Source organism: Citrobacter sp. JUb117 (assembly GCF_024809055.1).
GTDB classification, from domain to species: domain Bacteria; phylum Pseudomonadota; class Gammaproteobacteria; order Enterobacterales; family Enterobacteriaceae; genus Citrobacter; species Citrobacter gillenii.
In genome coordinates, this window is the sequence record NZ_JANUFB010000012.1 from 49,620 (window position 1) to 74,917 (window position 25,298).

Genomic DNA, 25,298 nt, shown 5'->3' on the forward strand with positions numbered 1-25,298 from the left:
TTTTTGCATTGGGAGTCCCGGTCATGCTGAGCGCATTTCAACTGGAAAACAATCGTTTAATACGTCTTGAGGCGGATGAAATTGATCATCTCGCCAGTTCGGTTTGGGTCGATTTAGTCGAGCCGGATGACGATGAACGAAACCGTGTGCAAAAGGACTTGGGCCAGAACCTGGCTACGCGCCCTGAACTGGAAGACATCGAAGCATCCGCACGTTTTTTTGAAGACGAAGACGGCCTGCACATCCACTCCTTCTTCTTCTATGAAGATGCCGACGATCATGCGGGCAACTCAACCGTGGCATTCACCATTCGCGAAGGTCGTCTGTTTACCCTGCGCGAGCGCGAACTGCCGGCGTTTCGCCTGTACCGTATGCGTGCGCGCAGCCAGTCGATGGTCGACGGCAACGCTTACGAGTTGCTACTCGACCTGTTCGAAACGAAAATTGAACAGCTGGCGGATGAAATAGAGAATATCTACAGCGATCTGGAAAAACTCAGCCGCGTGATTATGGAAGGGCGTCAGGGCGATGAATATGACGAAGCGCTCTCCACGCTGGCGGAACTGGAAGATATCGGCTGGAAAGTTCGTCTGTGTCTGATGGATACCCAGCGCGCATTAAACTTCCTGGTGCGTAAGGCGCGACTGCCGGGCGGTCAGCTGGAGCAGGCGCGCGAGATCCTGCGCGATATCGAATCCCTGCTGCCGCACAATGAATCCCTGTTCCAGAAGGTTAACTTCCTGATGCAGGCGGCGATGGGCTTTATCAACATCGAACAGAACCGCATCATCAAGATCTTCTCGGTGGTTTCCGTGGTGTTCCTGCCGCCGACGCTGGTGGCATCCAGCTACGGCATGAACTTTGAGTTCATGCCGGAACTGCACTGGAGCTTCGGTTATCCCGGAGCGATTGTCTTTATGATGCTCGCGGGCCTGGCACCGTATTTGTACTTTAAGCGCAAGAACTGGCTGTAGCAGAGAATTATTAACGCTCCCGTAGGCCTGATAAGCGCAGCGCCATCAGGCAGAAAGATGCCGGATGGCGACGTAACCGTCTTATCCGGCCTACAAAATCAGTGCCATCAGGCGCAATCACAACCCCCTTCGCGTTCTGCGTAGGGTATAAATCGCATCCATCACGAATATCGCCAGCGCGACCCAGATAAAGGCGAACGTCACCATCTTATCTGCGCCCGGTACTTCACCGTAGAATGTTACCGCCAGCAGGAACATCAGCGTCGGTCCGATATACTGGAAAAAGCCCAGCGTGGACAGACGCAGACGGGTCGCTGCACCGGTAAAGCACAGCAGTGGAATGGTGGTCACGACCCCTGCTGCAATCAGCAACAGATTGAGCGACATGGGGTTCTGTCCCATATGGCTGGTTGGGCTGTCGGCAATACCAAACAGATAGATTGCCGCAATCGGTAACAGCCACAAGGTTTCGATCAGCATGCCGGTTTGCGCCTCGACGGCGATCTTCTTACGCACCAGGCCATAAAAAGCAAAGCTGAAGGCCAGTCCCAGCGCAATGATTGGCAGTGATCCAAACGTCCACAACTGTACCAGCACGCCGCAGGCGGCGAGCAGCACGGCCAGCCACTGCATGCGGCGAAAGCGCTCACCGAGGAAAATCATGCCCAATACAATATTCACCAGGGGGTTAATAAAGTAGCCGAGGCTGGCTTCCAGCATATGGTGGTTGTTGACCGCCCAAATGAATAGCAGCCAGTTTCCGCCGATGAGCACCGCGGAAAGCGCCAGCAGGAAAACCTTCTTTGGCGTTTGCAGCAGCGTTTTGACCCCTGACCATTGGCGGCTGATGCTCATCAACACCACCATAAAGAAAAATGACCAAATCACACGGTGCGTCAGGATCTCGTCTGCGGGGACGTAGTAAATCAACTTGAAATATGCGGGTGCAATGCCCCAAATAAAATAGGCAGCAAGAGCGAGTAATACGCCCTGCCGCGTTTGCTTAGCATCCATCGGGAAAACTCATTTCAGAAATGTAACGGCAGTTTACCTTGTTTCAGGCGCTTACCCCACCATATACGTTGCGGTGGCGCTGGCGATATAAAGCTGCTCTTCGTTATGCAGCTCCACGCGTGCAACGGCAACTTTATTGCCTGCCCGCAGCAAACTGCTGGTAGCCGTGAAGCGATTCCCCCTGCCTGGGCGCAGATAATCGACGCGGAGATCGATGGTTCCCATGCGCGACATCCGCTGGCGCAGCTCGTCCTCGCTGATGGTTTCATGACGGGTCAGCGTACTGCCCACGCACACCAGTCCGGCTGCTACGTCCAATGCTGAGGCAATCACGCCGCCATGCAGGATGCTTTGCGCCCAGTTGCCGACCATCATCGGTTGGTTATTAAAGGCCAGTTGGGCAAACTCTTTTTCGTAACGTTCCAGCTCCAGCCCCAGCGCCCGGTTAAACGGCATATGGTAGACAAACATTTCGCCCACTAATTTCAGTGCTTGCTCAGCAGTCAGTACGGCAGACATACAATCCCTAACTCTCGATAGTTAATGAGGTGTTGATATTATGCTTCTTAATTGTTGTTTTCTACTTTGGGACGGGATAACTAACGAAGAGCGCACTAAGTATGTAAAATGCTATCAATAAAATCTTACAATTCATCAATATTTTAGTTCAGGAGAACATGACCGATGCGGGCGATTCTGGGATGGTTACTACCAGCAGTTATGCTGCCGTTGACCGTGTATGCGCAGGAAGCGACAGTGAAAGAGATTCATGATGCACCCGCTGTGCGCGGCAGTATTATTGCCAACATGCTGCAAGAGCATGACAATCCTTTCACGCTTTACCCTTATGACACCAACTACCTCATCTACACCAATACCAGCGACATGAATAAAGAGGCCATCAGCAGCTATAGCTGGTCTGAAAATGCGCGTAAAGATGAGGTGAAGTTTCAGCTGAGCCTGGCGTTTCCGCTGTGGCGCGGGATTTTAGGCCCGAACTCCGTGCTTGGTGGTTCCTATACCCAGAAATCCTGGTGGCAGCTTTCTAATAGCGAAGAATCGGCACCGTTTCGCGAAACTAACTACGAACCACAACTGTTCCTCGGTTTCGCCACCGATTACCGCGTTGCCGGCTGGACGCTACGTGATGTAGAAATGGGATATAACCACGACTCTAACGGTCGTTCCGAACCGACCTCGCGCAGCTGGAACCGCCTGTATACCCGCCTGATGGCAGAAAACGGTAACTGGCTGGTAGAAGTGAAGCCGTGGTACGTCATCGGCAGCACTGACGATAACCCTGATATCACTAAATATATGGGCTACTATCAGCTCAAACTGGGTTACCACCTCGGTGACGCCGTGTTAAGCGCGAAAGGTCAGTACAACTGGAATACCGGCTACGGCGGCGCTGAGTTGGGTGTCAGCTACCCCATCACCAAACATGTTCGTCTTTATACCCAGGTCTACAGTGGTTATGGCGAGTCGCTGATTGACTATAACTTTAATCAGACGCGCGTTGGCGTGGGCGTAATGCTCAACGATATCTTCTGATCGGCATTGAGAGTATTTTAATCATTGCAGTTTCTCTCTCAGGCGCTGAAAATAGCGCCTGTTTTTATTTAAGGTTAACGGGGTTAATGTGGCGCAGGCGGAAGTGTTGAATCTGGAAATGGGCGCTAAACAGGTTTTGCAGGAAACCTTTGGCTACCAACAGTTTCGCCCTGGTCAGGAAGAAATCATCGACACCGTGCTCTCTGGCCGCGACTGCCTGGTCGTTATGCCAACCGGTGGTGGTAAATCCCTGTGTTATCAAATTCCCGCATTATTGCTGAACGGCCTCACCGTTGTTGTCTCGCCGCTGATTTCCCTGATGAAAGACCAGGTCGATCAGCTGCTGGCAAACGGTGTAGCGGCGGCGTGTCTGAACTCCACCCAGAGCCGTGAACAGCAGCAAGAGGTGATGGCAGGCTGCCGTAGCGGGCAAATCCGCCTGCTGTACATTGCGCCCGAGCGCCTGATGCTGGATAACTTCCTTGATAATCTGGCGCACTGGAACCCGGTACTGCTGGCGGTAGATGAAGCGCACTGTATTTCCCAGTGGGGGCATGATTTCCGTCCGGAATATGCCGCGCTGGGTCAGCTGCGTCAGCGTTTCCCTGCGCTGCCGTTTGTGGCGCTCACTGCCACCGCCGATGACACCACCCGGCTGGATATTGTGCGTCTGCTCGGGCTTAACGATCCCCTCATTCAGATCAGCAGCTTTGACCGTCCCAATATCCGCTACATGCTAATGGAGAAGTTTAAGCCGCTCGATCAGCTGATGCGCTACGTGCAGGAACAACGCGGAAAGTCCGGCATTATTTACTGTAACAGCCGCGCGAAGGTTGAAGACACCGCGGCGCGTCTGCAAAGCCGTGGGATCAGCGCTGGGGCCTATCATGCCGGGTTGGACAACAACGTGCGCGCCGACGTGCAGGAGAAATTCCAGCGCGACGACCTGCAAATCGTTGTCGCGACCGTGGCGTTTGGCATGGGAATTAACAAACCCAACGTGCGCTTCGTGGTGCATTTTGATATCCCGCGTAATATCGAGTCCTACTATCAGGAAACTGGGCGTGCCGGGCGTGATGGCCTGCCCGCAGAAGCGATGCTGTTTTACGATCCGGCCGATATGGCGTGGCTCCGCCGTTGTCTCGAAGAGAAACCCGCCGGACAGCTGCTGGATATCGAGCGTCACAAGCTCAATGCGATGGGGGCCTTTGCCGAGGCGCAAACCTGTCGCCGTCTGGTGCTGTTGAACTATTTTGGCGAAGGGCGTCAGGAGCCGTGCGGCAACTGCGATATTTGTCTCGATCCGCCAAAACAGTACGACGGCTTAATGGATGCGCGTAAAGCGCTGTCGACGATCTACCGCGTTAACCAACGTTTTGGTATGGGCTATGTCGTCGAGGTTCTGCGCGGGGCGAATAACCAGCGCATTCGTGAGATGGCGCATGACAAGCTGCCGGTCTACGGTATTGGTCGTGAACAGAGCCACGAACATTGGGTTAGCGTCATTCGCCAGCTGATTCACCTCGGACTGGTGACGCAGAATATTGCCCACCACTCCGCGTTGCAGTTAACCGAAGCTGCGCGTCCGGTACTGCGCGGCGTTGTGCCGCTACAGCTTGCCGTGCCGCGTATTGTGGCGCTTAAACCACGCGCAATGCAGAAATCCTTTGGCGGTAACTACGATCGTAAGCTGTTTGCCAAACTGCGTAAGCTGCGTAAAGCCATTGCCGATGAAGAGAATATCCCGCCGTATGTGGTCTTTAACGACGCCACGCTGATTGAAATGGCCGAGCAAATGCCGGTGTCACCGAGCGAAATGCTGAGCGTCAACGGCGTGGGAATGCGTAAACTTGAGCGTTTTGGCAAAGAGTTTATGGCACTTATCCGCGCACATGTTGATGGTGACGACGAAGAGTAGTCAGCCAGGCAAAAAAGTGCCAGGATGGTGACTCTCTGAACTATTTCCCCGCGAGTCATTTTATGTTAACGCTATTTTTTACCGTTGCGTTGGTACACATCGTAGCGCTGATGAGTCCTGGCCCCGATTTTTTCTTTGTTTCGCAAACGGCCGTTAGCCGCTCGCGCAAAGAGGCGATGATGGGTGTGCTGGGTATTACCTGCGGCGTCATGGTCTGGGCGGGCGTGGCACTGCTCGGTCTGCATCTGATCATCGAAAAAATGGCCTGGCTGCACACTATTATTATGGTCGGCGGTGGTCTGTATCTGTGCTGGATGGGGTATCAGATGCTGCGCGGCGCGTTTAAAAAACAGGACGTTGCGGCACCCGCGCCGCAGGTTGAGCTGGCGCAGAGCGGTCGCAGTTTTTTAAAAGGTCTGCTGACCAACCTGGCGAATCCCAAAGCCATTATCTATTTTGGCTCCGTCTTTTCGCTGTTTGTCGGCGACAACGTCGGTACCGCTGCCCGTTGGGGTATTTTCGCGCTGATTATCGTCGAGACGCTGGCGTGGTTTACCGTGGTTGCCAGCCTGTTTGCGCTGCCGAAAATGCGTCGTGGCTATCAGCGTCTGGCGAAGTGGATTGACGGCTTTGCCGGCGCGTTATTCGCGGGCTTCGGCATTCATCTGATTATTTCGCGTTAACTTACCAGTAGGCCGGATAAGCGGTAGCGTCATCCGGCACTGATCTCAGGCATGCCGTGCTGACGCCAGCAGGGCACCTATCAGCATAAACAGCGAACCAAACACTTTGTTCAGCGCCTTCATTTGCTTTGGCCCTTTAATCCAGCCCGCAATGCGGGTGGCCAGCGTCGCATAACCGATCATCACAATAATATCGACCACGATGGTGGTCACGCCCAGCACCACATACTGCATCAACTGCGGCTCCTGCGGCATGATGAACTGCGGGAACAGGGCGGCGAGAAATACAATGCTCTTTGGGTTGGTCAGGTTGACGAAGACGGCGCGCTTGAACAGGCGACTGCGTGATTGCGTATTGGCGATGGTGTTCAGGTCGATGGCACCCGCCGCGCGCCATTGCTGAATGCCCAACCAGATAAGATAGGCTGCCCCCGCCCACTTCAGTACCTCAAAGGCGATCACTGACCGTGAGAATAGCGTTCCTAGCCCAACACCGACCAGCACGATATGAATGCCAAGCCCGGTCTGCAAACCGGCAATCGACGCCGCTGCTCCCCGATAACCATGGCTGATGGCGGTTGTCATGGTGTTGATCGCCCCTGAACCTGGCGACAAGCTCAAAACAATGGACGTCAGCAGGTAGGCGAACCACCATTCAAAGGTCATGAGAAACTCCCGACTTGTCTATTTTTATGCCACAATACGCTACTGCCGATGCGTTGTAACAGGCTCGGCAAAAAAAAACGATTTTACTTGGTCAACGAGGCTGGATACCCGATGTTTCAGCAGCAAAAAGACTGGGAAACAAGAGAAAACGCGTTTGCCGCTTTTTCCATGGGGCCACTGACAGATTTCTGGCGTCAGCGGGAGGAAGCGGAATTCACTGGCGTAGATAATGTTCCCGTACGCTTTGTTCGCTTTCGTGCAGAAAAAAACGATCGCGTCATCGTCGTCTGTCCCGGGCGCATAGAAAGCTACGTAAAATACGCTGAACTGGCGTATGACCTGTTTTATTCTGGTTTTGACGTCCTCATTATCGACCATCGTGGCCAGGGGCGTTCCGGGCGGATGCTCTCGGATCCGCACCGTGGCCATGTGGATAACTTTAATGACTATGTCGACGATTTGACCGCCTTCTGGCAGCAGGAAGTGCAGCCAGGTCCATGGAGAAAACGCTATATACTGGCGCATTCCATGGGAGGCGCTATTGCCACGCTGTTCCTGCAGCGCCACCCTAATCAGTGTGATGCTATTGCCCTCAGCGCCCCGATGTTCGGGATCGTGATGCGCTTTCCTGACTGGATGGTGCGCCATATTCTTGACTGGGCTGAAGGGTATCCGCGCATTCGCGAAGGCTATGCCATGGGGACCGGTCGCTGGCGGGCGTTGCCGTTTGGGATGAATGCGCTCACCCATAGCCGACAGCGCTATCGGCGTAATCTGCGCTTCTATGCTGATGATCCGCAGTTGCGCGTAGGCGGCCCGACCTATCATTGGGTGCGTGAAGGCATTCTGGCGGGTGAGCAGGTGTTGGCCGGGGCCGGAGATGATGCGACCCCGACGTTGCTTATTCAGGCTGAAGAAGAGCGTGTGGTGGATAACCGCATGCACTATCGTTTTTGTGAACTCCGCGCTGCAGCGGGCCATCCTGTAGAAGGAGGTCAACCGCTGGTCATAAAAGGCGCCTACCATGAGATCCTTTTTGAAAAGGACGCAATGCGCTCAGTCGCGCTCAACGCCATTGTTGAATTTTTCGACAGGCATAACTCATCCAGCGGACACCGCTTTGCTTAGAGGTTTAATTTTTTATGTATCAGGTAGTTGCATCTGATTTAGACGGTACGCTGCTTTCCCCCGACCATACCCTGTCCCCGTATGCCAAAGAGACGCTGAAACTGCTGACGGCTCGTGGTGTGAATTTTGTGTTTGCGACCGGCCGTCATCATATTGATGTAGGGCAAATTCGCGACAATCTCGGCATTAAGTCCTACATGATCACCTCCAACGGTGCGCGCGTACATGATACTGACGGGAAACTTGTGTTCTCGCATAACCTGGATCGCGACATTGCCAGCGATCTGTTTGGTGTGGTGAATGCGAACCCGGATATCGTGACCAACGTGTATCGCGACGATGAGTGGTTTATGAACCGCCATCGCCCGGATGAAATGCGTTTCTTTAAAGAAGCGGTGTTTAACTACTCACTGTTTGAACCTGCGCTGCTGGAGCCGGAAGGCGTCAGTAAAGTGTTTTTCACCACCGACTCTCACGAAATCCTGCTACCGCTGGAGCAGGCGATTAACGCCCGTTGGGGTGATCGTGTGAACGTCAGTTTCTCCACGCTGACCTGTCTGGAAGTGATGGCGGGTGGCGTATCAAAAGGCCATGCGCTGGAAGCGGTGGCAAAAGCGATGGGCTTCAGCCTGAAAGACTGTATCGCCTTTGGTGACGGCATGAACGACGCTGAAATGCTATCGATGGCGGGAAAAGGCTGCATTATGGGTAATGCACATCAGCGCCTGAAGGATCTGCACCCGGAGCTGGACGTGATTGGGCTTAATGCCGACGATGCCGTGCCGCATTATCTGCGAGAACTGTTTTTACAATAACGGAACCGCTCATTAGTTAGTCAGTTGTCAACCGTGAACTTCGCTACAATGGGTGTATCTTTTGTTCAGAGACATCTATTGTGGCGCTACTCATCATTACCACTATTCTGTGGGCCTTTTCCTTTAGCCTGTTTGGCGAGTACCTTGCCGGTCATGTCGATAGCTATTTTGCCGTGCTGGTGCGGGTCGGACTGGCTGCGCTGGTGTTCCTGCCATTCCTGCGTACCCGCGGCCACAGCGTAAAAACGATTGGTCTGTACATGCTGGTGGGTGCCATGCAGCTTGGCATCATGTATATGCTGAGTTTCCGTGCTTATTTGTACCTGACGGTTTCCGAGCTGCTGTTATTTACCGTCCTGACACCGCTCTATATCACACTGATTTATGACCTGATGAGCCGACGCCGTTTACGCTGGAGCTACGCGTTTAGCGCACTGCTGGCGGTGATTGGGGCGGGGATCATTCGTTACGATCAGGTGACCAGTCATTTCTGGACCGGTCTGCTGCTGGTACAGCTTTCCAACATCAGCTTTGCCATCGGCATGGTGGGCTATAAGCGTCTGATGGAAACCCGTCCCATGCCGCAGCACAACGCCTTTGCCTGGTTTTATATGGGGGCATTACTGGTGGCGGTCGTTGCCTGGCTTATAGTAGGGAATGCGCAAAAAATGCCTGAAACTTCGCTGCAGTGGGGAATTCTGGTGTTCCTTGGCGTGGCAGCATCGGGCATCGGTTACTTTATGTGGAACTACGGCGCGACGCAGGTAGATGCAGGCACACTGGGTATCATGAACAATATGCATGTGCCTGCGGGGCTGTTGGTTAATCTGGCCATCTGGCACCAGCAGCCTCACTGGCCAAGCTTCATCATTGGTGCGGCTGTTATAGTGGCCTCACTGTGGGTGCATCGAAAGTGGGTCGCTCCGCACTCCGCACAAACGGCAGGTGATCGCAGGCGTGATTCCGCGCTGAGCGAATAAATGCTTCCGTGACCGGCTGACGCTGCTCGCCATCGCGCACAGCGGCGTACAGTCGGCTCCACAATCCATCACCCAGGGTTTTGGTCACAACCAGGCCCTGGCGTTCAAAACTCTCCACTACCCAGTGCGGCAGAGCTGCAATACCCATTCTGGCGGCGACCATCTGGATCAGCAGCAGGGTGTTATCCACGCTCTTCAGCGACGGGCTAACGCCTGCAGGCTGCAGGAAATGCCGCCAGACATCCAGTCGGCTGCGCTGTACCGGATAAATCAACAGGGTTTCGCTGGCTAAATCTTCCGGCGTTACCTGCGTTTTGCTGGCCAGTGGGTGATCGGGCGCCAGTATCAGACGGACTTCAAAATCAAACATCGGTGAATAGTGCAGGCCGCTGCGCGGCAGAATGTCGGATGTCATCACCAGGTCCAGCTCATCCTGCTGCAGTGCTGGTTGCGGATCGAAAGTCACGCCGGATTTAAAATCCATCTCTACCTGTGGCCAGTTAGCACGGAAATTCTCCAGCGCGGGGGTCAGCCACTGAATACAGCTGTGACATTCAATGGCGATGCGCAGCCGGGTTTGCTGCGGTTCGTTGCATGCCTGAAGCGCGCGACCGATTTGTGGCAACACCTGATTGGCCAACTGCAACAAAATTTCACCCTGTGGCGTAAAACGTAGCGGCTGGCTTTTACGCACAAATAGCCGAAAGCCGAGGCGTTGTTCCAGATCGCTGAACTGGTGAGACAGGGCGGATTGGGTCTGATGCAACGTCGCTGCTGCGCCTGCCAGCGACCCACTGTTCCGCAACGCCTGTAGCGTTTTCAGATGCTTAATCTCGATCATGAAAGTCCTTCACTTCGGCATGAATAAATTGCGCTTGAGGAATATACAGTAACCGCCAATTATGGATGTGTAAACATCTGGACGGCTAAAATACTTCGTCTTTTAAATTTATGGTGCGTTGGCTTCGTTTCCCCACCCCAGTCACTTACTTCAGTAAGCTCCTGGGGATGAGCAAACTTGCCGCCTTCCCTAAATTCAAAATCCATAGGATTTACATATAATTAGAGGAAGAAAAATGACAATATTGAATCACACCCTCGGTTTCCCTCGCGTTGGCCTGCGTCGCGAGTTGAAAAAAGCGCAAGAAAGCTACTGGGCGGGTAACGCCTCTCGTGAAGAATTGCTGGCAACGGGTCGCGAACTGCGCGCTCGTCACTGGGATCAACAAAAGCAAGCTGGCGTTGACCTGCTGCCAGTGGGCGATTTCGCCTGGTACGATCATGTGCTGACCACCAGTTTGCTGCTGGGTAACGTTCCGGCCCGTCATCAGAACAAAGATGGCTCTGTCGATATCGACACCTTATTCCGCATTGGCCGTGGTCGCGCACCGACCGGTGAACCGGCGGCAGCGGCAGAAATGACCAAATGGTTTAATACCAACTATCACTACATGGTGCCTGAGTTTACCAAAGGTCAGCAGTTCAAACTGACCTGGACTCAACTGCTGGATGAAGTGGACGAAGCGCTGGCGCTGGGCCACAAAGTGAAGCCCGTCCTGCTGGGTCCGGTCACCTACCTGTGGCTGGGGAAAGTGAAGGGTGAGCAGTTTGATCGCCTGAGTCTGCTGAACGACATCCTGCCGGTTTACCAGCAGGTGCTGGCTGAGCTGGCGAAACGCGGTGTTGAGTGGGTACAGATTGATGAACCTGCGCTGGTGCTGGAGTTGCCCCAGGAATGGCTGAACGCCTTTAAACCGGCGTACGATGCGCTGACCGGGCAGGTGAAGCTGCTACTGACTACCTATTTCGAAGGCGTGACGCCGAATCTGGATACCATCACCGCGCTGCCGGTACAGGGTCTGCACGTGGATCTGGTTCATGGTAAAGATGACGTAGCCGAGTTGCACTCGCGTTTGCCCGCTAACTGGCTGCTCTCCGCAGGCCTGATTAACGGCCGTAACGTCTGGCGCGCCGATCTGACCGAGAAATATGCACAGATTAAAGACATTGTCGGGAAACGTGAGCTGTGGGTCGCCTCCTCCTGCTCCCTGCTGCACAGTCCTATCGATCTGAGTGTCGAAACCCGCCTGGATGCCGAAGTGAAAAGCTGGTTTGCCTTCGCCCTGCAAAAGTGCGGTGAACTGGCGCTGCTGCGTGATGCGCTGAACAGCGGTGATACTACTGCACTGGTCGCGTGGAGTGCGCCAATTCAGGCGCGTCGTCAGTCAACCCGCGTCCACAATGCGGCAGTGGAAAAACGTCTGGCGGCTATCACCGCGCAGGACAGCCAGCGTACTCACGCTTACCCGGTACGTGCCGAAGCCCAGCGTGCGCGCTTTAACCTGCCAGCGTGGCCGACCACCACTATCGGTTCCTTCCCGCAAACTACGGAAATCCGCGGCCTGCGTCTGGATTTTAAAAAGGGTAACCTGGATGCGGGCAACTATCGCACCGGTATCGCCGAGCACATCAAACAGGCGATCGCTGAGCAGGAACGTTTAGGCCTGGACGTACTGGTACACGGCGAAGCTGAGCGTAACGACATGGTTGAATACTTTGGCGAGCATCTGGACGGCTTTGTCTTTACTCAGAATGGTTGGGTACAGAGCTACGGCTCCCGCTGCGTGAAGCCGCCGGTAGTGATTGGTGACGTGAGTCGTCCGGAAGCGATTACCGTTGAGTGGGCAAAATACGCCCAGTCGCTGACTGACAAACCGGTCAAAGGCATGCTGACAGGCCCGGTGACCATTCTTTGCTGGTCATTCCCACGCGAAGATGTGACTCGCGAAACCATCGCTAAGCAGATTGCGCTGGCACTGCGTGACGAAGTCGCCGATCTGGAAGCCGCCGGTATTGGCATCATCCAGATTGATGAACCGGCGCTGCGTGAAGGTCTGCCGCTGCGTCGTAGCGACTGGGCGGCGTATCTGGAATGGGGTGTCGAGGCCTTCCGCATCAACGCCGCAGTGGCGAAGGATGAAACGCAGATCCACACCCACATGTGTTACTGCGAGTTTAACGACATCATGGATTCCATCGCTGCGCTTGATGCCGACGTGATCACCATTGAAACCTCGCGTTCCGACATGGAGCTACTGGAGTCGTTCGAAGAGTTCGACTACCCGAACGAAATCGGGCCGGGCGTGTACGACATTCACTCGCCAAATGTGCCAAGCGTGGAATGGATTGAAGCCCTGCTGAAGAAAGCGGAACAGCGTATCCCGGCTGAGCGTCTGTGGGTGAACCCGGACTGTGGGCTGAAGACGCGTGGCTGGCCGGAAACCCGCGCAGCGCTGGCGAACATGGTGAAAGCGGCGCAGAACCTGCGTCAGGCTTAATTCGGTGCCCGATCGCCGGGGGCGTTAACGCTTACCCGGCCAACAGGAACGTGCAAGTCGTTGTAAGCCCGGTAAGGCGTAGCCGCCACCGGGCGATTAACATTTATTTCTTCCCACCATACTGCGCAAACCACGCCAGCATTCTTTGCCAGCCGTCATTGGCGGACTCTCCGTGATAGCTCGGGCGATAATCCGCGTTAAAAGCATGCCCGGCATCGGGATACACCACGATTTCTGCTTTGGCATTCGCCGCGCGCAATGCCTGACGCATGGTTTCCACGCTTTCCTGCGAAATACTGGTGTCCTGCGCGCCATAAAGCCCCAGCACGGGGGCGTTAAGATCGGTAGCGATATCGACAGGATGCCTGGGCGAGTTCAGCGTTTTGTCGCCGACCAGTTTGCCATACCATGCCACTGCCGCTTTTAACTGCGGGTTGTGTGCGGCATACAGCCAGGTGATGCGTCCACCCCAGCAAAAACCAGTGATCATCAGTCGGTGTGCGTCACCACCGTTGCGTGAGGCCCAACTGGCGACGTGGTCCAGATCGGCCAGTACCTGAGAGTCCGGGACCTTGGCCACCAGGCCGCTTAACAGCGTTGAAATATCGGCAAAATCATTCGGATCGCCCTCGCGAAAGTAAAGCTCTGGAGCGACAGCCAGATACCCTTCCAGCGCCAGGCGGCGACAAATATCACGGATGTGTTCATGAACGCCAAAAATTTCCTGCACGACGATAACAACCGGTAGCGGACCTTCGCTGTGCTTCGGGCGTGCATGATACGCAGGCATATCATCGCCTTGAGACGGAATCGACGTTATTCCCGCGATGATTTCGTTATCCGGGGTGTGAACCGCCGTTGCTGCGGGTGGGGATACTGCAGGTGCAAAGCCAGATTGTCGTGTTGTTGCCATGGTATTCTCCGTACCCTTAAGTATTTAGCCAAATAGCGCATCATTAACTATAGACGCGTGCAACGAACCACATTGCCTTAAACGGTCTATCTTTTGTGCAAGGCTTGCCTGTATCGAACAGTTAATGTGATGTTCATCACTATTTTACGGTAATGAAATGCAATTGATTTACATCAAAGTGATGGCTGTCACGAAAATATGTTTATGCCTTCGGTAAAGTGTGTTTTTGCTTCTTCTGACAAAACCGATTCACAGAGGAGTTTTTATGTCTAAGTCTGATGTTTTTCATCTCGGCCTCACCAAGAACGATTTACAAGGGGCTACGCTTGCTATCGTCCCTGGCGACCCTGAGCGTGTGGAAAAGATCGCCGCGCTGATGGACAAGCCGGTTAAGCTGGCATCTCATCGCGAGTTCACTACCTGGCGTGCTGAGCTGGATGGTAAAGCTGTGATTGTCTGCTCTACCGGTATCGGCGGTCCGTCGACCTCTATCGCCGTAGAAGAACTGGCGCAACTGGGCATTCGTACCTTCCTGCGTATCGGTACGACCGGCGCTATTCAGCCGCATATCAACGTGGGCGACGTGCTGGTTACCACCGCGTCTGTCCGTCTGGACGGGGCGAGCCTGCACTTTGCACCGATGGAATTTCCGGCTGTTGCCGATTTCGAATGCACCACCGCGCTGGTGGAAGCCGCGAAATCTATTGGCGCGACTACCCACGTCGGCGTGACCGCCTCTTCAGATACCTTCTACCCAGGCCAGGAGCGTTATGACACCTTCTCTGGTCGCGTGGTGAGCCGTTTCAAAGGCTCGATGGAAGAGTGGCAGTCCATGGGCGTCATGAACTACGAAATGGAATCCGCTACGCTGCTGACCATGTGTGCAAGCCAGGGTCTGCGTGCCGGTATGGTTGCGGGTGTTATCGTTAACCGTACTCAGCAAGAAATCCCGAATGCTGAAACCATGAAGCAAACGGAAAGCCACGCGGTGAAAATCGTGGTAGAGGCTGCACGTCGCCTGCTGTAATTTTCTCTCCTTTCTGAAAAGGCCGACATGTTCGGCCTTTTTATTTTGCGCAGTACCTCGCAGGAAATTCCTTTTAAACTGGACGTTTATACAGCACAATTCTATTTTGTGCGGGTAAGTCGTTGCTGTAAGGGGGGCGTAGTGGATATTTCGATAATGATAAGTGCCGTCGTAGCGTTAGCTGCAGGGCTGCTTGTGGGCTGGCTGGCGACCAAAGCGCGTGCCGACCAAATCCGCGCGGATCTTATCGAAGAACGGCGTGAACTGGATATTGCGCTAAGCGCCGCACGTCAACAGCTGGCGCAGGAAGCCCACTGGCGCGACGAGTGCGAGCTACTCAACAACGAACTTCGCAGCCTGCAGAGTATTAACACCTCTCTGGAAGCCGATCTCCGGGAAGTCACTACGCGACTCGACGCGACGCAACAGCATGCGGAAGATAAAATCCGCCAGATGATCAACAGCGAACAGCGTCTGAGCGAACAGTTCGAAAACCTGGCAAACCGTATTTTTGAACACAGCAATCGTCGCGTTGATGAGCAAAATCGCCAAAGCCTGAATAGCTTGCTTACACCATTACGTGAACAGCTGGACGGTTTTCGCCGCCAGGTGCAGGATAGCTTTGGCAAAGAGGCGCAAGAGCGTCATACCCTGGCGCACGAAATTCGTAACCTCCAGCAACTGAACGCGCAGATGGCGCAAGAAGCGGTTAACCTGACACGGGCGCTGAAAGGCGATAACAAAACCCAGGGCAACTGGGGAGAAGTCGTACTCACGCGGGTACTGGAGGCGTCCGGTCTGCGCGAAGGCTATGAATATGAAACTCAGGTCAGCATAGAAAATGACGCACGATCGCGGATGCAGCCGGATGTTATTGTCCGATTGCCGCAGGGCAAAGACGTGGTGATCGATGCGAAAATGACGCTGGTGGCCTATGAACGCTACTTTAATGCAGAGGATGACTACACCCGCGAAAGTGCGCTACAGGAACATATCGCCTCCGTGCGTAACCATATTCGTCTGCTGGGCCGCAAAGACTACCAGCAGTTGCCGGGATTACGTACGCTTGATTATGTGCTGATGTTTATCCCGGTTGAGCCCGCTTTTCTGCTGGCGCTGGACAGGCAGCCCGAACTGATTACAGAAGCACTCAGAAATAATATTATGCTGGTAAGCCCGACCACGTTGTTGGTGGCATTGCGCACCATTGCTAATCTGTGGCGGTATGAGCATCAAAGTCGTAATGCGCAGCAGATCGCGGACCGGGCCAGCAAGCTTTATGACAAAATGCGGCTGTTTGTCGATGATATGTCGGCAATTGGTCAGAGCCTGGACAAGGCACAAGATAACTATCGGCAGGCGATGAAAAAATTGTCTTCAGGGCGTGGAAACGTTCTGGCTCAGGCAGAAGCGTTTCGTGGATTGGGTGTAGAAATTAAGCGTGAGATTAATCCTGAACTGGCTGAACAAGCCACGAGCCAGGATGAAGAGTTTCGTTTACGTTCGGTCCCCGAGGCGCAACAAGACGAGACTTACCCCGATGGAGAGGCGGTAAATCAGCAATCAAACTAGCCCGTTTGGGTTAGTTGAACCCGGTAGAAGGGTAGGGCAAATTGGCCCAATCTGTTACACTTCTCGAACATTTTTTGGATGAGCAGGCACTGAGATGGTGGATAATTCACAAGAAACGACGCACTTTGGCTTTCAGACCGTCGCTAAAGAGCAGAAAGCTGACATGGTGGCCCACGTTTTTCATTCTGTGGCGTCTAAATATGACGTTATGAATGACTTAATGTCATTTGGCATTCATCGTTTGTGGAAGCGCTTCACCATTGATTGCAGTGGCGTGCGCCGTGGGCAGACTGTCCTGGATTTAGCCGGTGGTACGGGCGATCTGACGGCGAAATTTTCTCGCATGGTCGGTGAAACCGGGAAAGTGATTCTGGCGGATATCAATGACTCAATGCTCAAAATGGGTCGCGAAAAGCTGCGCAACATTGGCGTGATTGGCAACGTCGAGTATGTCCAGGCGAACGCGGAAGCATTGCCGTTCCCGGACAACACCTTTGACTGCATTACCATTTCGTTCGGCCTGCGTAACGTCACGGATAAAGACAAAGCACTGCGTTCTATGTATCGCGTGTTGAAGCCTGGTGGACGTTTACTGGTGTTGGAATTTTCCAAGCCGATTATCGAGCCGCTGAGCAAAGCGTATGACGCATACTCTTTCCATATTCTGCCGCGTATCGGTTCAATGGTGGCAAGCGATGCCGATAGTTACCGCTATCTGGCGGAGTCCATCCGTATGCATCCCGATCAGGACACGTTAAAAGCAATGATGCAAGATGCCGGGTTTGAAAGCGTTGATTACTACAACCTGACGGCAGGTGTTGTTGCGCTGCATCGTGGTTACAAGTTCTGACAGGAGATCGGGGATGCCTTTTAAACCCTTAGTGACCGCAGGCGTTGAAAATCTGCTCAACACCTTTCTGTATCGTTCACCGGCACTGAAATCAGCCAGAACGCGTTTGCAGGGCAAGGTGCTGCGTGTAGATCTCAAAGGATTTTCGACCCCGCTAGTCCTGGTGTTTAGCGAACGCCAGGTTGATGTACTGGGGGCATGGGAAGGCGAAGCTGATTGCACCGTGATCACGCATGCCAGCGTGTTACCAAAATTGCGCGATCGCCAGCAGCTCACGGCGCTTATCCGCAGCGGCGAACTGGAAGTGCAGGGCGATATTCAAGTGGTGCAGAACGTTGTCGCGCTGGCAGACCTGGCGGAGTTCGATCCCGCAGAACTGCTTGCCCCTTATACTGGCGATATTGTTGCAGAAGGGATCAGCAAGACCCTGCGCGGTGGGGCTACGTTTTTATGCCGTACCGTTCAACGTCAGCAGCGTTATGTTGCCGAAGCGATCACCGAAGAGTGGCGCATGGCCCCGGGCCCGCTGGAAGTTGCATGGTTTGCCGAAGAAACCGCTGCCGTTGAGCGTGCGGTCGACTCTCTGGCCAAACGGCTGGAAAAACTGGAGGCCAAATGACGCCAGGTGAAGTACGGCGCCTTTATTTCATCATTCGCACTTTCTTAAGCTACGGTCTTGATGAACTCATCCCCAAAATGCGTATTACGCTGCCGCTTAGGTTGTGGCGCTACACGTTGTTCTGGATGCCAAACCGGCATAAAGATAAACCGCTGGGTGAAAGGCTGAGACTGGCTTTGCAGGAGCTGGGACCGGTGTGGATCAAGTTTGGTCAAATGCTTTCCACCCGCCGCGACCTTTTTCCTCCGCAAATCGCCGATCAGCTTGCACTGCTGCAGGACCGGGTGGCCCCATTCGATGGGCAACGTGCAAAACAACAAATCGAAGAAGCAATGGGCGGACTCCCTGTTGAAGAATGGTTTGATGATTTTGACATCACCCCGCTGGCATCTGCGTCTATTGCACAGGTACACACTGCGCGACTGAAATCGAACGGCAAAGAGGTCGTGATCAAGGTCATTCGCCCGGATATTCTGCCGGTCATCAGAGCCGATTTAAAACTGATCTATCGCCTAGCTCGCTGGGTGCCTCGCTTGCTGCCGGATGGTCGCCGCCTGCGGCCAACGGAAGTGGTGCGTGAATATGAAAAAACGCTGATCGATGAGCTGAATCTGCTGCGCGAGTCGGCGAACGCGATTCAGCTGCGGCGTAATTTTGAAGACAGCCCGATGCTGTACATCCCGGAAGTGTATTCCGACTATTGCAGTCAGAACATGATGGTGATGGAGCGTATTTACGGTATCCCTGTTTCAGATGTTGCCGCGCTTGAGAAGAACGGCACCAATATGCAACTGTTGGCTGAGCGTGGCGTTCAGGTCTTCTTTACTCAGGTATTCCGCGACAGCTTTTTCCATGCGGATATGCACCCTGGGAATATTTTTGTTAGCTATGAACACCCTGAGAACCCGAAATATATTGGCATTGACTGCGGGATTGTCGGTTCGTTGAATAAAGAAGATAAGCGCTACCTGGCGGAAAACTTTATCGCGTTCTTTAACCGCGACTACCGCAAGGTTGCCGAGTTGCACGTAGATTCTGGCTGGGTTCCGCCGGACACCAACGTCGAAGAATTTGAATTTGCTATTCGTACCGTGTGTGAACCGATATTTGAAAAACCGCTGTCGGAAATTTCATTTGGTCACGTGCTGTTGAACCTGTTTAACACCGCACGTCGGTTTAATATGGAAGTCCAGCCGCAACTGGTGCTGTTACAGAAGACATTGTTGTATGTTGAGGGCGTTGGTCGACAGCTGTATCCGCAGTTAGATTTATGGAAAACAGCCAAGCCATTTCTGGAGTCGTGGATTAAAGATCAGGTCGGTATTCCTGCGCTTGTCAGGGCTTTTAAAGAAAAAGCACCGTTCTGGGTCGAAAAAATGCCAGAAATACCTGAACTTGTGTATGACAGTTTGCGCCAGGGCAAATATTTACAACACAGTGTTGATAAGATTGCGCGCGAGCTTCAGGCGAATCATGTTCGTCAGGGACAATCCCGTTATTTATTGGGTATTGGCGCAACGCTGCTGCTAAGTGGGACATTCTTGCTGGTAAGCCGTCCTGAGTGGGGTTTGATGCCTGGCTGGCTAATGGCGGGTGGCGTCATTGCCTGGCTGATAGGCTGGCGCAAAATGCGCTGAATTTTTCATCGCTCAAGGCAGGTCGTGTAACGTATACTACGGTCTTATTAATTCATCATCTATAACAGAGGAACATGTATGGGTGGTATCAGTATCTGGCAGTTGTTGATCATTGCCGTCATCGTTGTACTGCTATTCGGCACCAAGAAACTCGGCTCCATCGGTTCCGATCTTGGCGCGTCAATCAAAGGCTTCAAAAAGGCGATGGGTGATGATGAACCTAAGCAAGATAAAACCAGCCAGGACGCTGATTTTACTGCTAAATCCATCACCGATAAGCAGGGTGAAGTGAAAAAAGAAGACGCCAAAAGCCACGATAAAGAGCAGGTATAATCCGTGTTTGATATCGGTTTTAGCGAACTGTTGTTGGTGTTCGTGATTGGCCTCATTGTTCTGGGGCCACAACGACTGCCGGTGGCGGTAAAAACGGTCGCGGGTTGGGTTCGTGCATTGCGCTCTCTTGCAACGACGGTCCAGAATGAACTGACCCAGGAGCTTAAGCTTCAGGAGTTTCAGGACAGCCTGAAAAAAGTTGAGAAAGCGAGCCTGACAAATCTGACGCCGGAGCTGAAAGCTTCGATGGATGAATTGCGTGAAGCTGCGGAGTCGATGAAGCGTTCTTACAGCGCTAACGACCCTGAGAAAGCCAGCGATGAAGCCCACACTATCCATAATCCGGTAGTGAAAGGGAGCGAAGCGCAGCATGAGGGGGTTACCCCGGCTACGGCTGAAGCGCAGGCCAGCTCGCCAGAGCAAAAACCGCAATCCACGGGTGCTAGTACGCCGGAACCGACGGAAGCCGCTTCCGTAACGTTGATGGACGCAGAAAAGAAATCCGCCGCGCCTGTTGTCGAATCCTCCCCTTCGTCGAGTGATAAACCGTAAACATGGCTGTAGAAGATACTCAACCGCTCATCACGCATTTGATTGAGCTGCGTAAGCGACTCCTGAACTGCATTATTGCGGTTCTGGTGATCTTTCTGGCGTTGGTTTATTTTGCCAACGACATTTACCATATGGTTGCGGCACCGCTGATCAAGCAAATGCCGCAGGGTGCGACGATGATCGCCACAGATGTGGCCTCGCCGTTCTTTACCCCAATCAAGCTCACCTTTATGGTGTCGCTGATCCTGTCAGCGCCAGTGATCCTGTACCAGGTATGGGCATTTATTGCTCCCGCGTTATATAAGCATGAACGCCGCCTTGTTGTGCCGCTGCTGGTTTCAAGTTCGCTGCTGTTCTATATCGGCATGGCATTTGCCTACTTTGTCGTCTTCCCGCTGGCGTTTGGTTTCCTTGCCAATACAGCTCCGCAGGGCGTACAGGTGTCGACGGATATTGCCAGCTACCTCAGTTTCGTAATGGCACTTTTCATGGCCTTTGGGGTCTCCTTCGAGGTTCCCGTTGCCATTGTGCTGCTGTGCTGGATGGGCATTACGACGCCTGACGAATTACGTAAAAAACGTCCTTATGTTGTCGTCGGCGCCTTTGTCGTGGGGATGTTACTGACGCCGCCGGATGTCTTCTCGCAAACGCTGTTGGCCATACCAATGTACTGCCTGTTTGAAGTCGGCGTTTTCTTCTCCCGTTTCTATGTCGGTAAGCGACGTACGCGAGACGAAGATAACGAGGCGGAGAACGAGAAAGCTGAAGCTGCCGATAAAACCGAAGAATAAATTCAACCGCCCGTAAGGGCGGTTGTCATATGGGAGGAAGCATGTTTGATATTGGCGTTAATCTAACCAGTACGCAATTTGCAAAAGACAGGGATGAGGTTGTCGCGCGTGCCTTTGCTGCCGGCGTAAATGGCATGCTTTTGACCGGAACTAACCTGCACGAAAGCCAGCAGGTGTTAAAACTGGCACAGCATTATCCACATTGCTGGTCCACCGCGGGTGTTCACCCGCATGACAGTAGTCAATGGCAACCCTCAACGGAAGAGGCGATTGTGGCGCTGGCAAACCAGTCTGAAGTGGTCGCCATTGGCGAATGTGGGCTGGATTTCAATCGCAATTTCTCCACGCCGCAGGAGCAGGAGCGGGCGTTTGAGGCACAACTGCGTATCGCCGCTGAGTTGCAGATGCCGGTTTTCATGCATTGCCGCGACGCACATGACCGTTTCCTGACGCTGCTCGAACCCTGGCTGGACAGCCTTCCAGGCGCTGTATTGCACTGCTTTACCGGCTCACGCCAGGAGATGCAGGACTGCGTAGACAGGGGGCTGTATATTGGCATCACCGGATGGGTCTGCGATGAGCGTCGGGGCATGGAACTTCGGGAACTGCTGCCGTTTATCCCAGTGGAAAGGCTCCTGATCGAAACCGATGCCCCTTATTTACTTCCCCGCGATTTAACTCCGAAACCGGCTTCACGTCGTAATGAACCTGCGCACCTGCCGCACATTCTTGAGCGTATTGCGCACTGGCGTGGAGACGATCCTCAGCGCCTGGCAGCCGCTATCGACGCCAATGTCAGGACACTCTTCGAAGTCACCTTCTGAAGCGGATTTAGATTTTGCGAAAACCGGTGTTTTTCACGCTCTGCTTAACCTCTTTATTCAGCAGGTTAAGCAGCAGCATGGAGCGTGCCTCGCCATCTGGTTCGGTGAAAATTGCCTTCAGCCCTTCAAATGCACCTTCGGTGATAATCACGCTATCTCCTGGATACGGGGTTTCAGGGTCAATAATCCCTTCTGGTTTGTAGATGGAAAGCTGGTGAATAACGGAAGACGGAACTGTTGCGGGTGTTGCACCAAAGCGGACGAAATGGCTGACGCCACGCGTGGCATTGATGGTGGTGGTGTGGATCACTTCCGGGTCGAATTCGACAAACATGTAGTTAGGGAAAAGTGGCTCACTGACTGTAGTACGTTTTCCACGCACTATTTTTTCCAGGGTGATCATGGGCGTCAGGCAGCTCACTGCCTGTCTTTCCAGGTGTTCCTGGGCACGCTGAAGTTGCCCGCGTTTGCAGTACAGTAAATACCAGGCTTGCATAATAACTCTTATCCGCTTGTTCTGAGCGTAAGCATAACAAAAGCCATGCACTAAGTTAATTATACCCGCCTCAACTCAACCCGAAACTCAATGGGTATATAATCCCTGCGCTTGCATGTACCGCCAGAGTTCACGCTAATTTAACAAAAATACAGCATCGCAATGATGAACGCCGTATAATGAGGCGCTTACGAAGAGGCCACAATGGACGCCATGAAATATAACGATTTACGCGACTTCCTGACGCTGCTTGAACAGCAGGGTGAGCTCAAACGCATTACGCTTCCAGTGGATCCTCATCTGGAAATCACTGAAATTGCCGATCGCACGCTGCGTGCGGGCGGGCCTGCGTTGTTGTTTGAGAACCTTAAAGGCTATTCGATGCCGGTGCTGTGCAACCTGTTTGGCACGCCTAAGCGTGTTGCAATGGGGATGGGACAAGAAGATGTCTCTGCGCTGCGGGAAGTGGGTAAGCTGTTGGCGTTTTTGAAAGAGCCGGAGCCGCCAAAAGGGTTCCGCGATCTGTTTGATAAGCTGCCGCAGTTCAAGCAGGTTTTGAATATGCCGACCAAACGGCTGCGCGGTGCACCTTGTCAGCAAAAAATCGCGTCAGGCGATGACGTCGATCTCAACCGTATTCCCATCATGACCTGCTGGCCGGAAGATGCCGCCCCGCTGATCACCTGGGGGCTCACCGTGACGCGTGGCCCGCATAAAGAACGGCAGAATCTGGGCATCTACCGTCAGCAGCTGATCGGCAAAAACAAGCTTATTATGCGCTGGCTTTCCCATCGTGGTGGCGCGCTTGATTATCAGGAGTGGTGTGCAGCCCATCCTGGTGAGCGTTTTCCAGTTGCGGTAGCGCTGGGGGCCGATCCGGCAACGATTTTGGGCGCGGTAACGCCGGTACCTGACACGTTATCGGAATACGCGTTTGCCGGACTGTTGCGCGGTACCAAGACCGAAGTGGTCAAATGTATTTCCAACGATCTCGAAGTCCCAGCCAGCGCAGAGATCGTGCTGGAAGGCTACATCGAGCCGGGGGAGTTAGCGCCGGAAGGTCCGTACGGCGACCATACGGGTTACTACAATGAAGTGGATAGCTTTCCGGTCTTCACCGTCACGCACGTTACCCAGCGTGAAGATGCTATTTATCACTCCACCTACACCGGGCGTCCACCCGATGAACCTGCCGTGCTGGGCGTGGCGCTGAACGAAGTGTTTGTGCCGATTCTGCAAAAGCAGTTCCCGGAAATCGTCGATTTTTATCTGCCGCCGGAAGGTTGTTCGTATCGACTGGCGGTTGTCACGATCAAAAAACAGTACGCCGGTCATGCCAAACGCGTCATGATGGGCGTTTGGTCGTTTTTACGACAGTTTATGTACACCAAATTTGTTATTGTCTGCGATGACGATGTCAACGCACGTGACTGGAATGATGTGATTTGGGCGATTACCACCCGTATGGACCCGGCCCGGGATACGGTGTTGGTAGAGAATACACCGATAGATTACCTGGATTTTGCCTCGCCGGTCTCCGGCCTTGGTTCAAAAATGGGCCTGGATGCCACCAATAAATGGCCGGGTGAGACCCAACGTGAATGGGGACGTCCGATTAAAAAAGATCCCGAAGTGACTGCGCGCATTGACGCAATTTGGGATGAGCTGGCCATCTTTAATGACGGCAAAAGCGCCTGAGGCGCGATCGTTTTGCCTATTGATCCGACAGAGAGAGCGCATGACAACCTTAAGCTGTAAAGTGACCTCGGTAGAAGCTATCACTGACACCGTATATCGCGTCCGTTTAGTGCCAGACGCGGCGTTTTCCTTTCGTGCTGGTCAGTATTTAATGGTCGTGATGGATGAACGAGATAAGCGTCCGTTCTCCATGGCCTCAACGCCGGATGAGCACGGGTTCATTGAGCTGCACGTGGGTGCCTCTGAGCTTAACCTGTATGCCATGGCCGTCATGGATCGCATTCTCCAGGATCGAGAAATCAACGTGGATATCCCGCACGGCGAAGCCTGGCTGCGTGACGATGAAGAACGACCGCTGATCCTGATTGCTGGCGGCACCGGCTTCTCTTATGCGCGCTCGATTTTACTGACCGCGCTGGCGCGCAACCCAAACCGTGACGTGACGATTTACTGGGGCGGGCGTGAAGAGAAGCATCTCTACGATCTCGGTGAACTGGAAGCGTTGTCTGTTAATCACCCGAACCTGCGCGTTGAGCCGGTGGTCGAACAGCCTGAAGAAGGTTGGCGTGGTCGTACGGGTACCGTACTAACGGCAGTATTGCAGGATCACGGCACGCTGGCTGAGCATGACATCTACATTGCTGGGCGTTTTGAGATGGCAAAAATCGCGCGCGATCTGTTCTGTAATGAGCGTCAGGCGCGTGAAGATCGCCTGTTTGGTGATGCGTTCGCTTTTATTTAAAAATAAAAAACCCGCCCCTGACAGGCGGGAAGAACGGCAACTAAATCTTCTCTCTTCGCCATTGACACCAATAGCTTTGAGATAACATTTTGTAGGCTGGATAAGACGTTTTTTACGTCGCCATCCGGCATCGTTGCCGGGGGCGCTTCGCTTGCCCGGCCTACAAGATGCGGC

The 25,298-nt window shown here is 53.5% G+C and carries 25 protein-coding genes; 19 read left to right on the forward strand and 6 right to left on the reverse strand.

All coding sequences use genetic code 11. From position 1 onward, the window contains the following. Positions 1-23: 23 nt before the first annotated feature. The gene (gene corA / locus M2374_RS20935; RefSeq protein ID WP_096758923.1) at positions 24-974 is read left to right on the forward strand and encodes a magnesium/cobalt transporter CorA; all 951 of its coding nucleotides are present in this window, start codon (positions 24-26) and stop codon (positions 972-974) included. A gap of 117 nt (positions 975-1,091) precedes the next feature. Here the strand turns inward: corA and rarD are convergent, their stop codons facing one another. After that, a complete protein-coding gene (gene rarD, locus M2374_RS20940) occupies positions 1,092-1,988 on the reverse strand; it encodes an EamA family transporter RarD (protein ID WP_096758922.1) in 897 nt (298 codons plus the stop codon). 51 nt (positions 1,989-2,039) lie between these two features. After that, positions 2,040-2,507 (reverse strand): acyl-CoA thioesterase YigI, encoded by a 468-nt coding sequence (gene yigI, locus M2374_RS20945; protein ID WP_005133301.1) that lies wholly within the window; start codon positions 2,505-2,507, stop codon positions 2,040-2,042. Positions 2,508-2,672: 165 nt separating this feature from the next. On the opposite strand from yigI, the gene pldA reads away from it, so the two are divergent. The 3 genes from pldA (at position 2,673) to rhtC (ending at position 6,143) form a co-directional block, all read left to right on the forward strand. Further along, complete coding sequence (pldA, locus tag M2374_RS20950) at positions 2,673-3,542, forward strand: phospholipase A (protein WP_096758921.1); 870 nt, start codon at positions 2,673-2,675, stop codon at positions 3,540-3,542. A gap of 88 nt (positions 3,543-3,630) precedes the next feature. Next, the gene (gene recQ, locus M2374_RS20955; RefSeq protein WP_115259840.1) at positions 3,631-5,460 is read left to right on the forward strand and encodes an ATP-dependent DNA helicase RecQ; all 1,830 of its coding nucleotides are present in this window, start codon (positions 3,631-3,633) and stop codon (positions 5,458-5,460) included. Positions 5,461-5,522: 62 nt separating this feature from the next. Beyond that, positions 5,523-6,143, forward strand: coding sequence for a threonine export protein RhtC (gene rhtC / locus M2374_RS20960; RefSeq protein ID WP_096758919.1), 621 nt, complete (start codon positions 5,523-5,525; stop codon positions 6,141-6,143). Positions 6,144-6,188: 45 nt separating this feature from the next. Here the strand turns inward: rhtC and rhtB are convergent, their stop codons facing one another. After that, positions 6,189-6,809, reverse strand: coding sequence for a homoserine/homoserine lactone efflux protein (gene rhtB, locus M2374_RS20965; RefSeq protein WP_096758918.1), 621 nt, complete (start codon positions 6,807-6,809; stop codon positions 6,189-6,191). A gap of 111 nt (positions 6,810-6,920) precedes the next feature. Here rhtB and pldB point away from each other — a divergent pair, with 111 nt between their 5' ends. From pldB to M2374_RS20980, 3 genes are all read left to right on the forward strand, one after another. Then, the gene (gene pldB, locus M2374_RS20970; protein WP_096758917.1) at positions 6,921-7,937 is read left to right on the forward strand and encodes a lysophospholipase L2; all 1,017 of its coding nucleotides are present in this window, start codon (positions 6,921-6,923) and stop codon (positions 7,935-7,937) included. A gap of 14 nt (positions 7,938-7,951) precedes the next feature. Further along, positions 7,952-8,752, forward strand: a complete 801-nt coding sequence (gene yigL / locus M2374_RS20975; protein ID WP_181688602.1) for a sugar/pyridoxal phosphate phosphatase YigL — start codon at positions 7,952-7,954, stop codon at positions 8,750-8,752. An 80-nt stretch (positions 8,753-8,832) separates the two neighbouring features. Then, positions 8,833-9,732 carry a carboxylate/amino acid/amine transporter gene (locus M2374_RS20980; protein ID WP_115259838.1) on the forward strand — a complete coding sequence of 300 codons (900 nt, stop codon included), beginning with the start codon at positions 8,833-8,835 and terminating at the stop codon, positions 9,730-9,732. On the opposite strand, the gene metR is transcribed toward M2374_RS20980, so the two are convergent. Next, a complete protein-coding gene (metR, locus tag M2374_RS20985) occupies positions 9,635-10,573 on the reverse strand; it encodes an HTH-type transcriptional regulator MetR (RefSeq protein ID WP_115259837.1) in 939 nt (312 codons plus the stop codon). The two genes, M2374_RS20980 and metR, sit on opposite strands and share 98 nt — an antisense overlap. 235 nt (positions 10,574-10,808) lie before the next feature. On the opposite strand from metR, the gene metE reads away from it, so the two are divergent. Further along, positions 10,809-13,070 (forward strand): 5-methyltetrahydropteroyltriglutamate--homocysteine S-methyltransferase, encoded by a 2,262-nt coding sequence (gene metE, locus M2374_RS20990; protein ID WP_137399142.1) that lies wholly within the window; start codon positions 10,809-10,811, stop codon positions 13,068-13,070. A 103-nt stretch (positions 13,071-13,173) separates the two neighbouring features. On the opposite strand, the gene M2374_RS20995 is transcribed toward metE, so the two are convergent. Beyond that, positions 13,174-13,983 (reverse strand): dienelactone hydrolase family protein, encoded by an 810-nt coding sequence (locus tag M2374_RS20995; protein WP_181688600.1) that lies wholly within the window; start codon positions 13,981-13,983, stop codon positions 13,174-13,176. A gap of 265 nt (positions 13,984-14,248) precedes the next feature. Here M2374_RS20995 and udp point away from each other — a divergent pair, with 265 nt between their 5' ends. The 9 genes from udp to tatD all read left to right on the forward strand — a co-directional run bounded on the left by udp (position 14,249) and on the right by tatD (position 22,188). After that, positions 14,249-15,010, forward strand: a complete 762-nt coding sequence (udp, locus tag M2374_RS21000; RefSeq protein ID WP_003828923.1) for a uridine phosphorylase — start codon at positions 14,249-14,251, stop codon at positions 15,008-15,010. A gap of 141 nt (positions 15,011-15,151) precedes the next feature. Then, complete coding sequence (gene rmuC / locus M2374_RS21005) at positions 15,152-16,582, forward strand: DNA recombination protein RmuC (protein WP_115259834.1); 1,431 nt, start codon at positions 15,152-15,154, stop codon at positions 16,580-16,582. Positions 16,583-16,676: 94 nt separating this feature from the next. After that, complete coding sequence (gene ubiE / locus M2374_RS21010; RefSeq protein ID WP_181688599.1) at positions 16,677-17,432, forward strand: bifunctional demethylmenaquinone methyltransferase/2-methoxy-6-polyprenyl-1,4-benzoquinol methylase UbiE; 756 nt, start codon at positions 16,677-16,679, stop codon at positions 17,430-17,432. 13 nt (positions 17,433-17,445) lie between these two features. Continuing rightward, the gene (gene ubiJ / locus M2374_RS21015) at positions 17,446-18,051 is read left to right on the forward strand and encodes a ubiquinone biosynthesis protein UbiJ (RefSeq protein ID WP_115259833.1); all 606 of its coding nucleotides are present in this window, start codon (positions 17,446-17,448) and stop codon (positions 18,049-18,051) included. Next, positions 18,048-19,688 carry a ubiquinone biosynthesis regulatory protein kinase UbiB gene (gene ubiB, locus M2374_RS21020; RefSeq protein WP_115259832.1) on the forward strand — a complete coding sequence of 547 codons (1,641 nt, stop codon included), beginning with the start codon at positions 18,048-18,050 and terminating at the stop codon, positions 19,686-19,688. Before ubiJ ends, ubiB begins: the two co-directional genes overlap by 4 nt. A 78-nt stretch (positions 19,689-19,766) precedes the next feature. Then, positions 19,767-20,021 carry a Sec-independent protein translocase subunit TatA gene (gene tatA / locus M2374_RS21025; protein WP_096758907.1) on the forward strand — a complete coding sequence of 85 codons (255 nt, stop codon included), beginning with the start codon at positions 19,767-19,769 and terminating at the stop codon, positions 20,019-20,021. Between the two features lie 3 nt (positions 20,022-20,024). Then, a complete protein-coding gene (tatB, locus tag M2374_RS21030) occupies positions 20,025-20,573 on the forward strand; it encodes a Sec-independent protein translocase protein TatB (protein ID WP_096758906.1) in 549 nt (182 codons plus the stop codon). Positions 20,574-20,575: 2 nt separating this feature from the next. Continuing rightward, the gene (gene tatC / locus M2374_RS21035; protein WP_096758905.1) at positions 20,576-21,364 is read left to right on the forward strand and encodes a Sec-independent protein translocase subunit TatC; all 789 of its coding nucleotides are present in this window, start codon (positions 20,576-20,578) and stop codon (positions 21,362-21,364) included. A 41-nt stretch (positions 21,365-21,405) separates the two neighbouring features. Then, positions 21,406-22,188 (forward strand): 3'-5' ssDNA/RNA exonuclease TatD, encoded by a 783-nt coding sequence (gene tatD / locus M2374_RS21040; RefSeq protein WP_181629817.1) that lies wholly within the window; start codon positions 21,406-21,408, stop codon positions 22,186-22,188. 7 nt (positions 22,189-22,195) lie between these two features. On the opposite strand, the gene rfaH is transcribed toward tatD, so the two are convergent. Further along, complete coding sequence (rfaH, locus tag M2374_RS21045; protein ID WP_115259830.1) at positions 22,196-22,684, reverse strand: transcription/translation regulatory transformer protein RfaH; 489 nt, start codon at positions 22,682-22,684, stop codon at positions 22,196-22,198. A 204-nt stretch (positions 22,685-22,888) separates the two neighbouring features. On the opposite strand from rfaH, the gene ubiD reads away from it, so the two are divergent. Then, on the forward strand, positions 22,889-24,382 hold the full coding sequence (gene ubiD / locus M2374_RS21050; protein WP_181688598.1) for a 4-hydroxy-3-polyprenylbenzoate decarboxylase: 1,494 nt from the start codon (positions 22,889-22,891) through the stop codon (positions 24,380-24,382). A 40-nt stretch (positions 24,383-24,422) separates the two neighbouring features. Then, complete coding sequence (fre, locus tag M2374_RS21055) at positions 24,423-25,124, forward strand: NAD(P)H-flavin reductase (RefSeq protein ID WP_137399144.1); 702 nt, start codon at positions 24,423-24,425, stop codon at positions 25,122-25,124. Positions 25,125-25,298 lie beyond the last annotated feature (174 nt).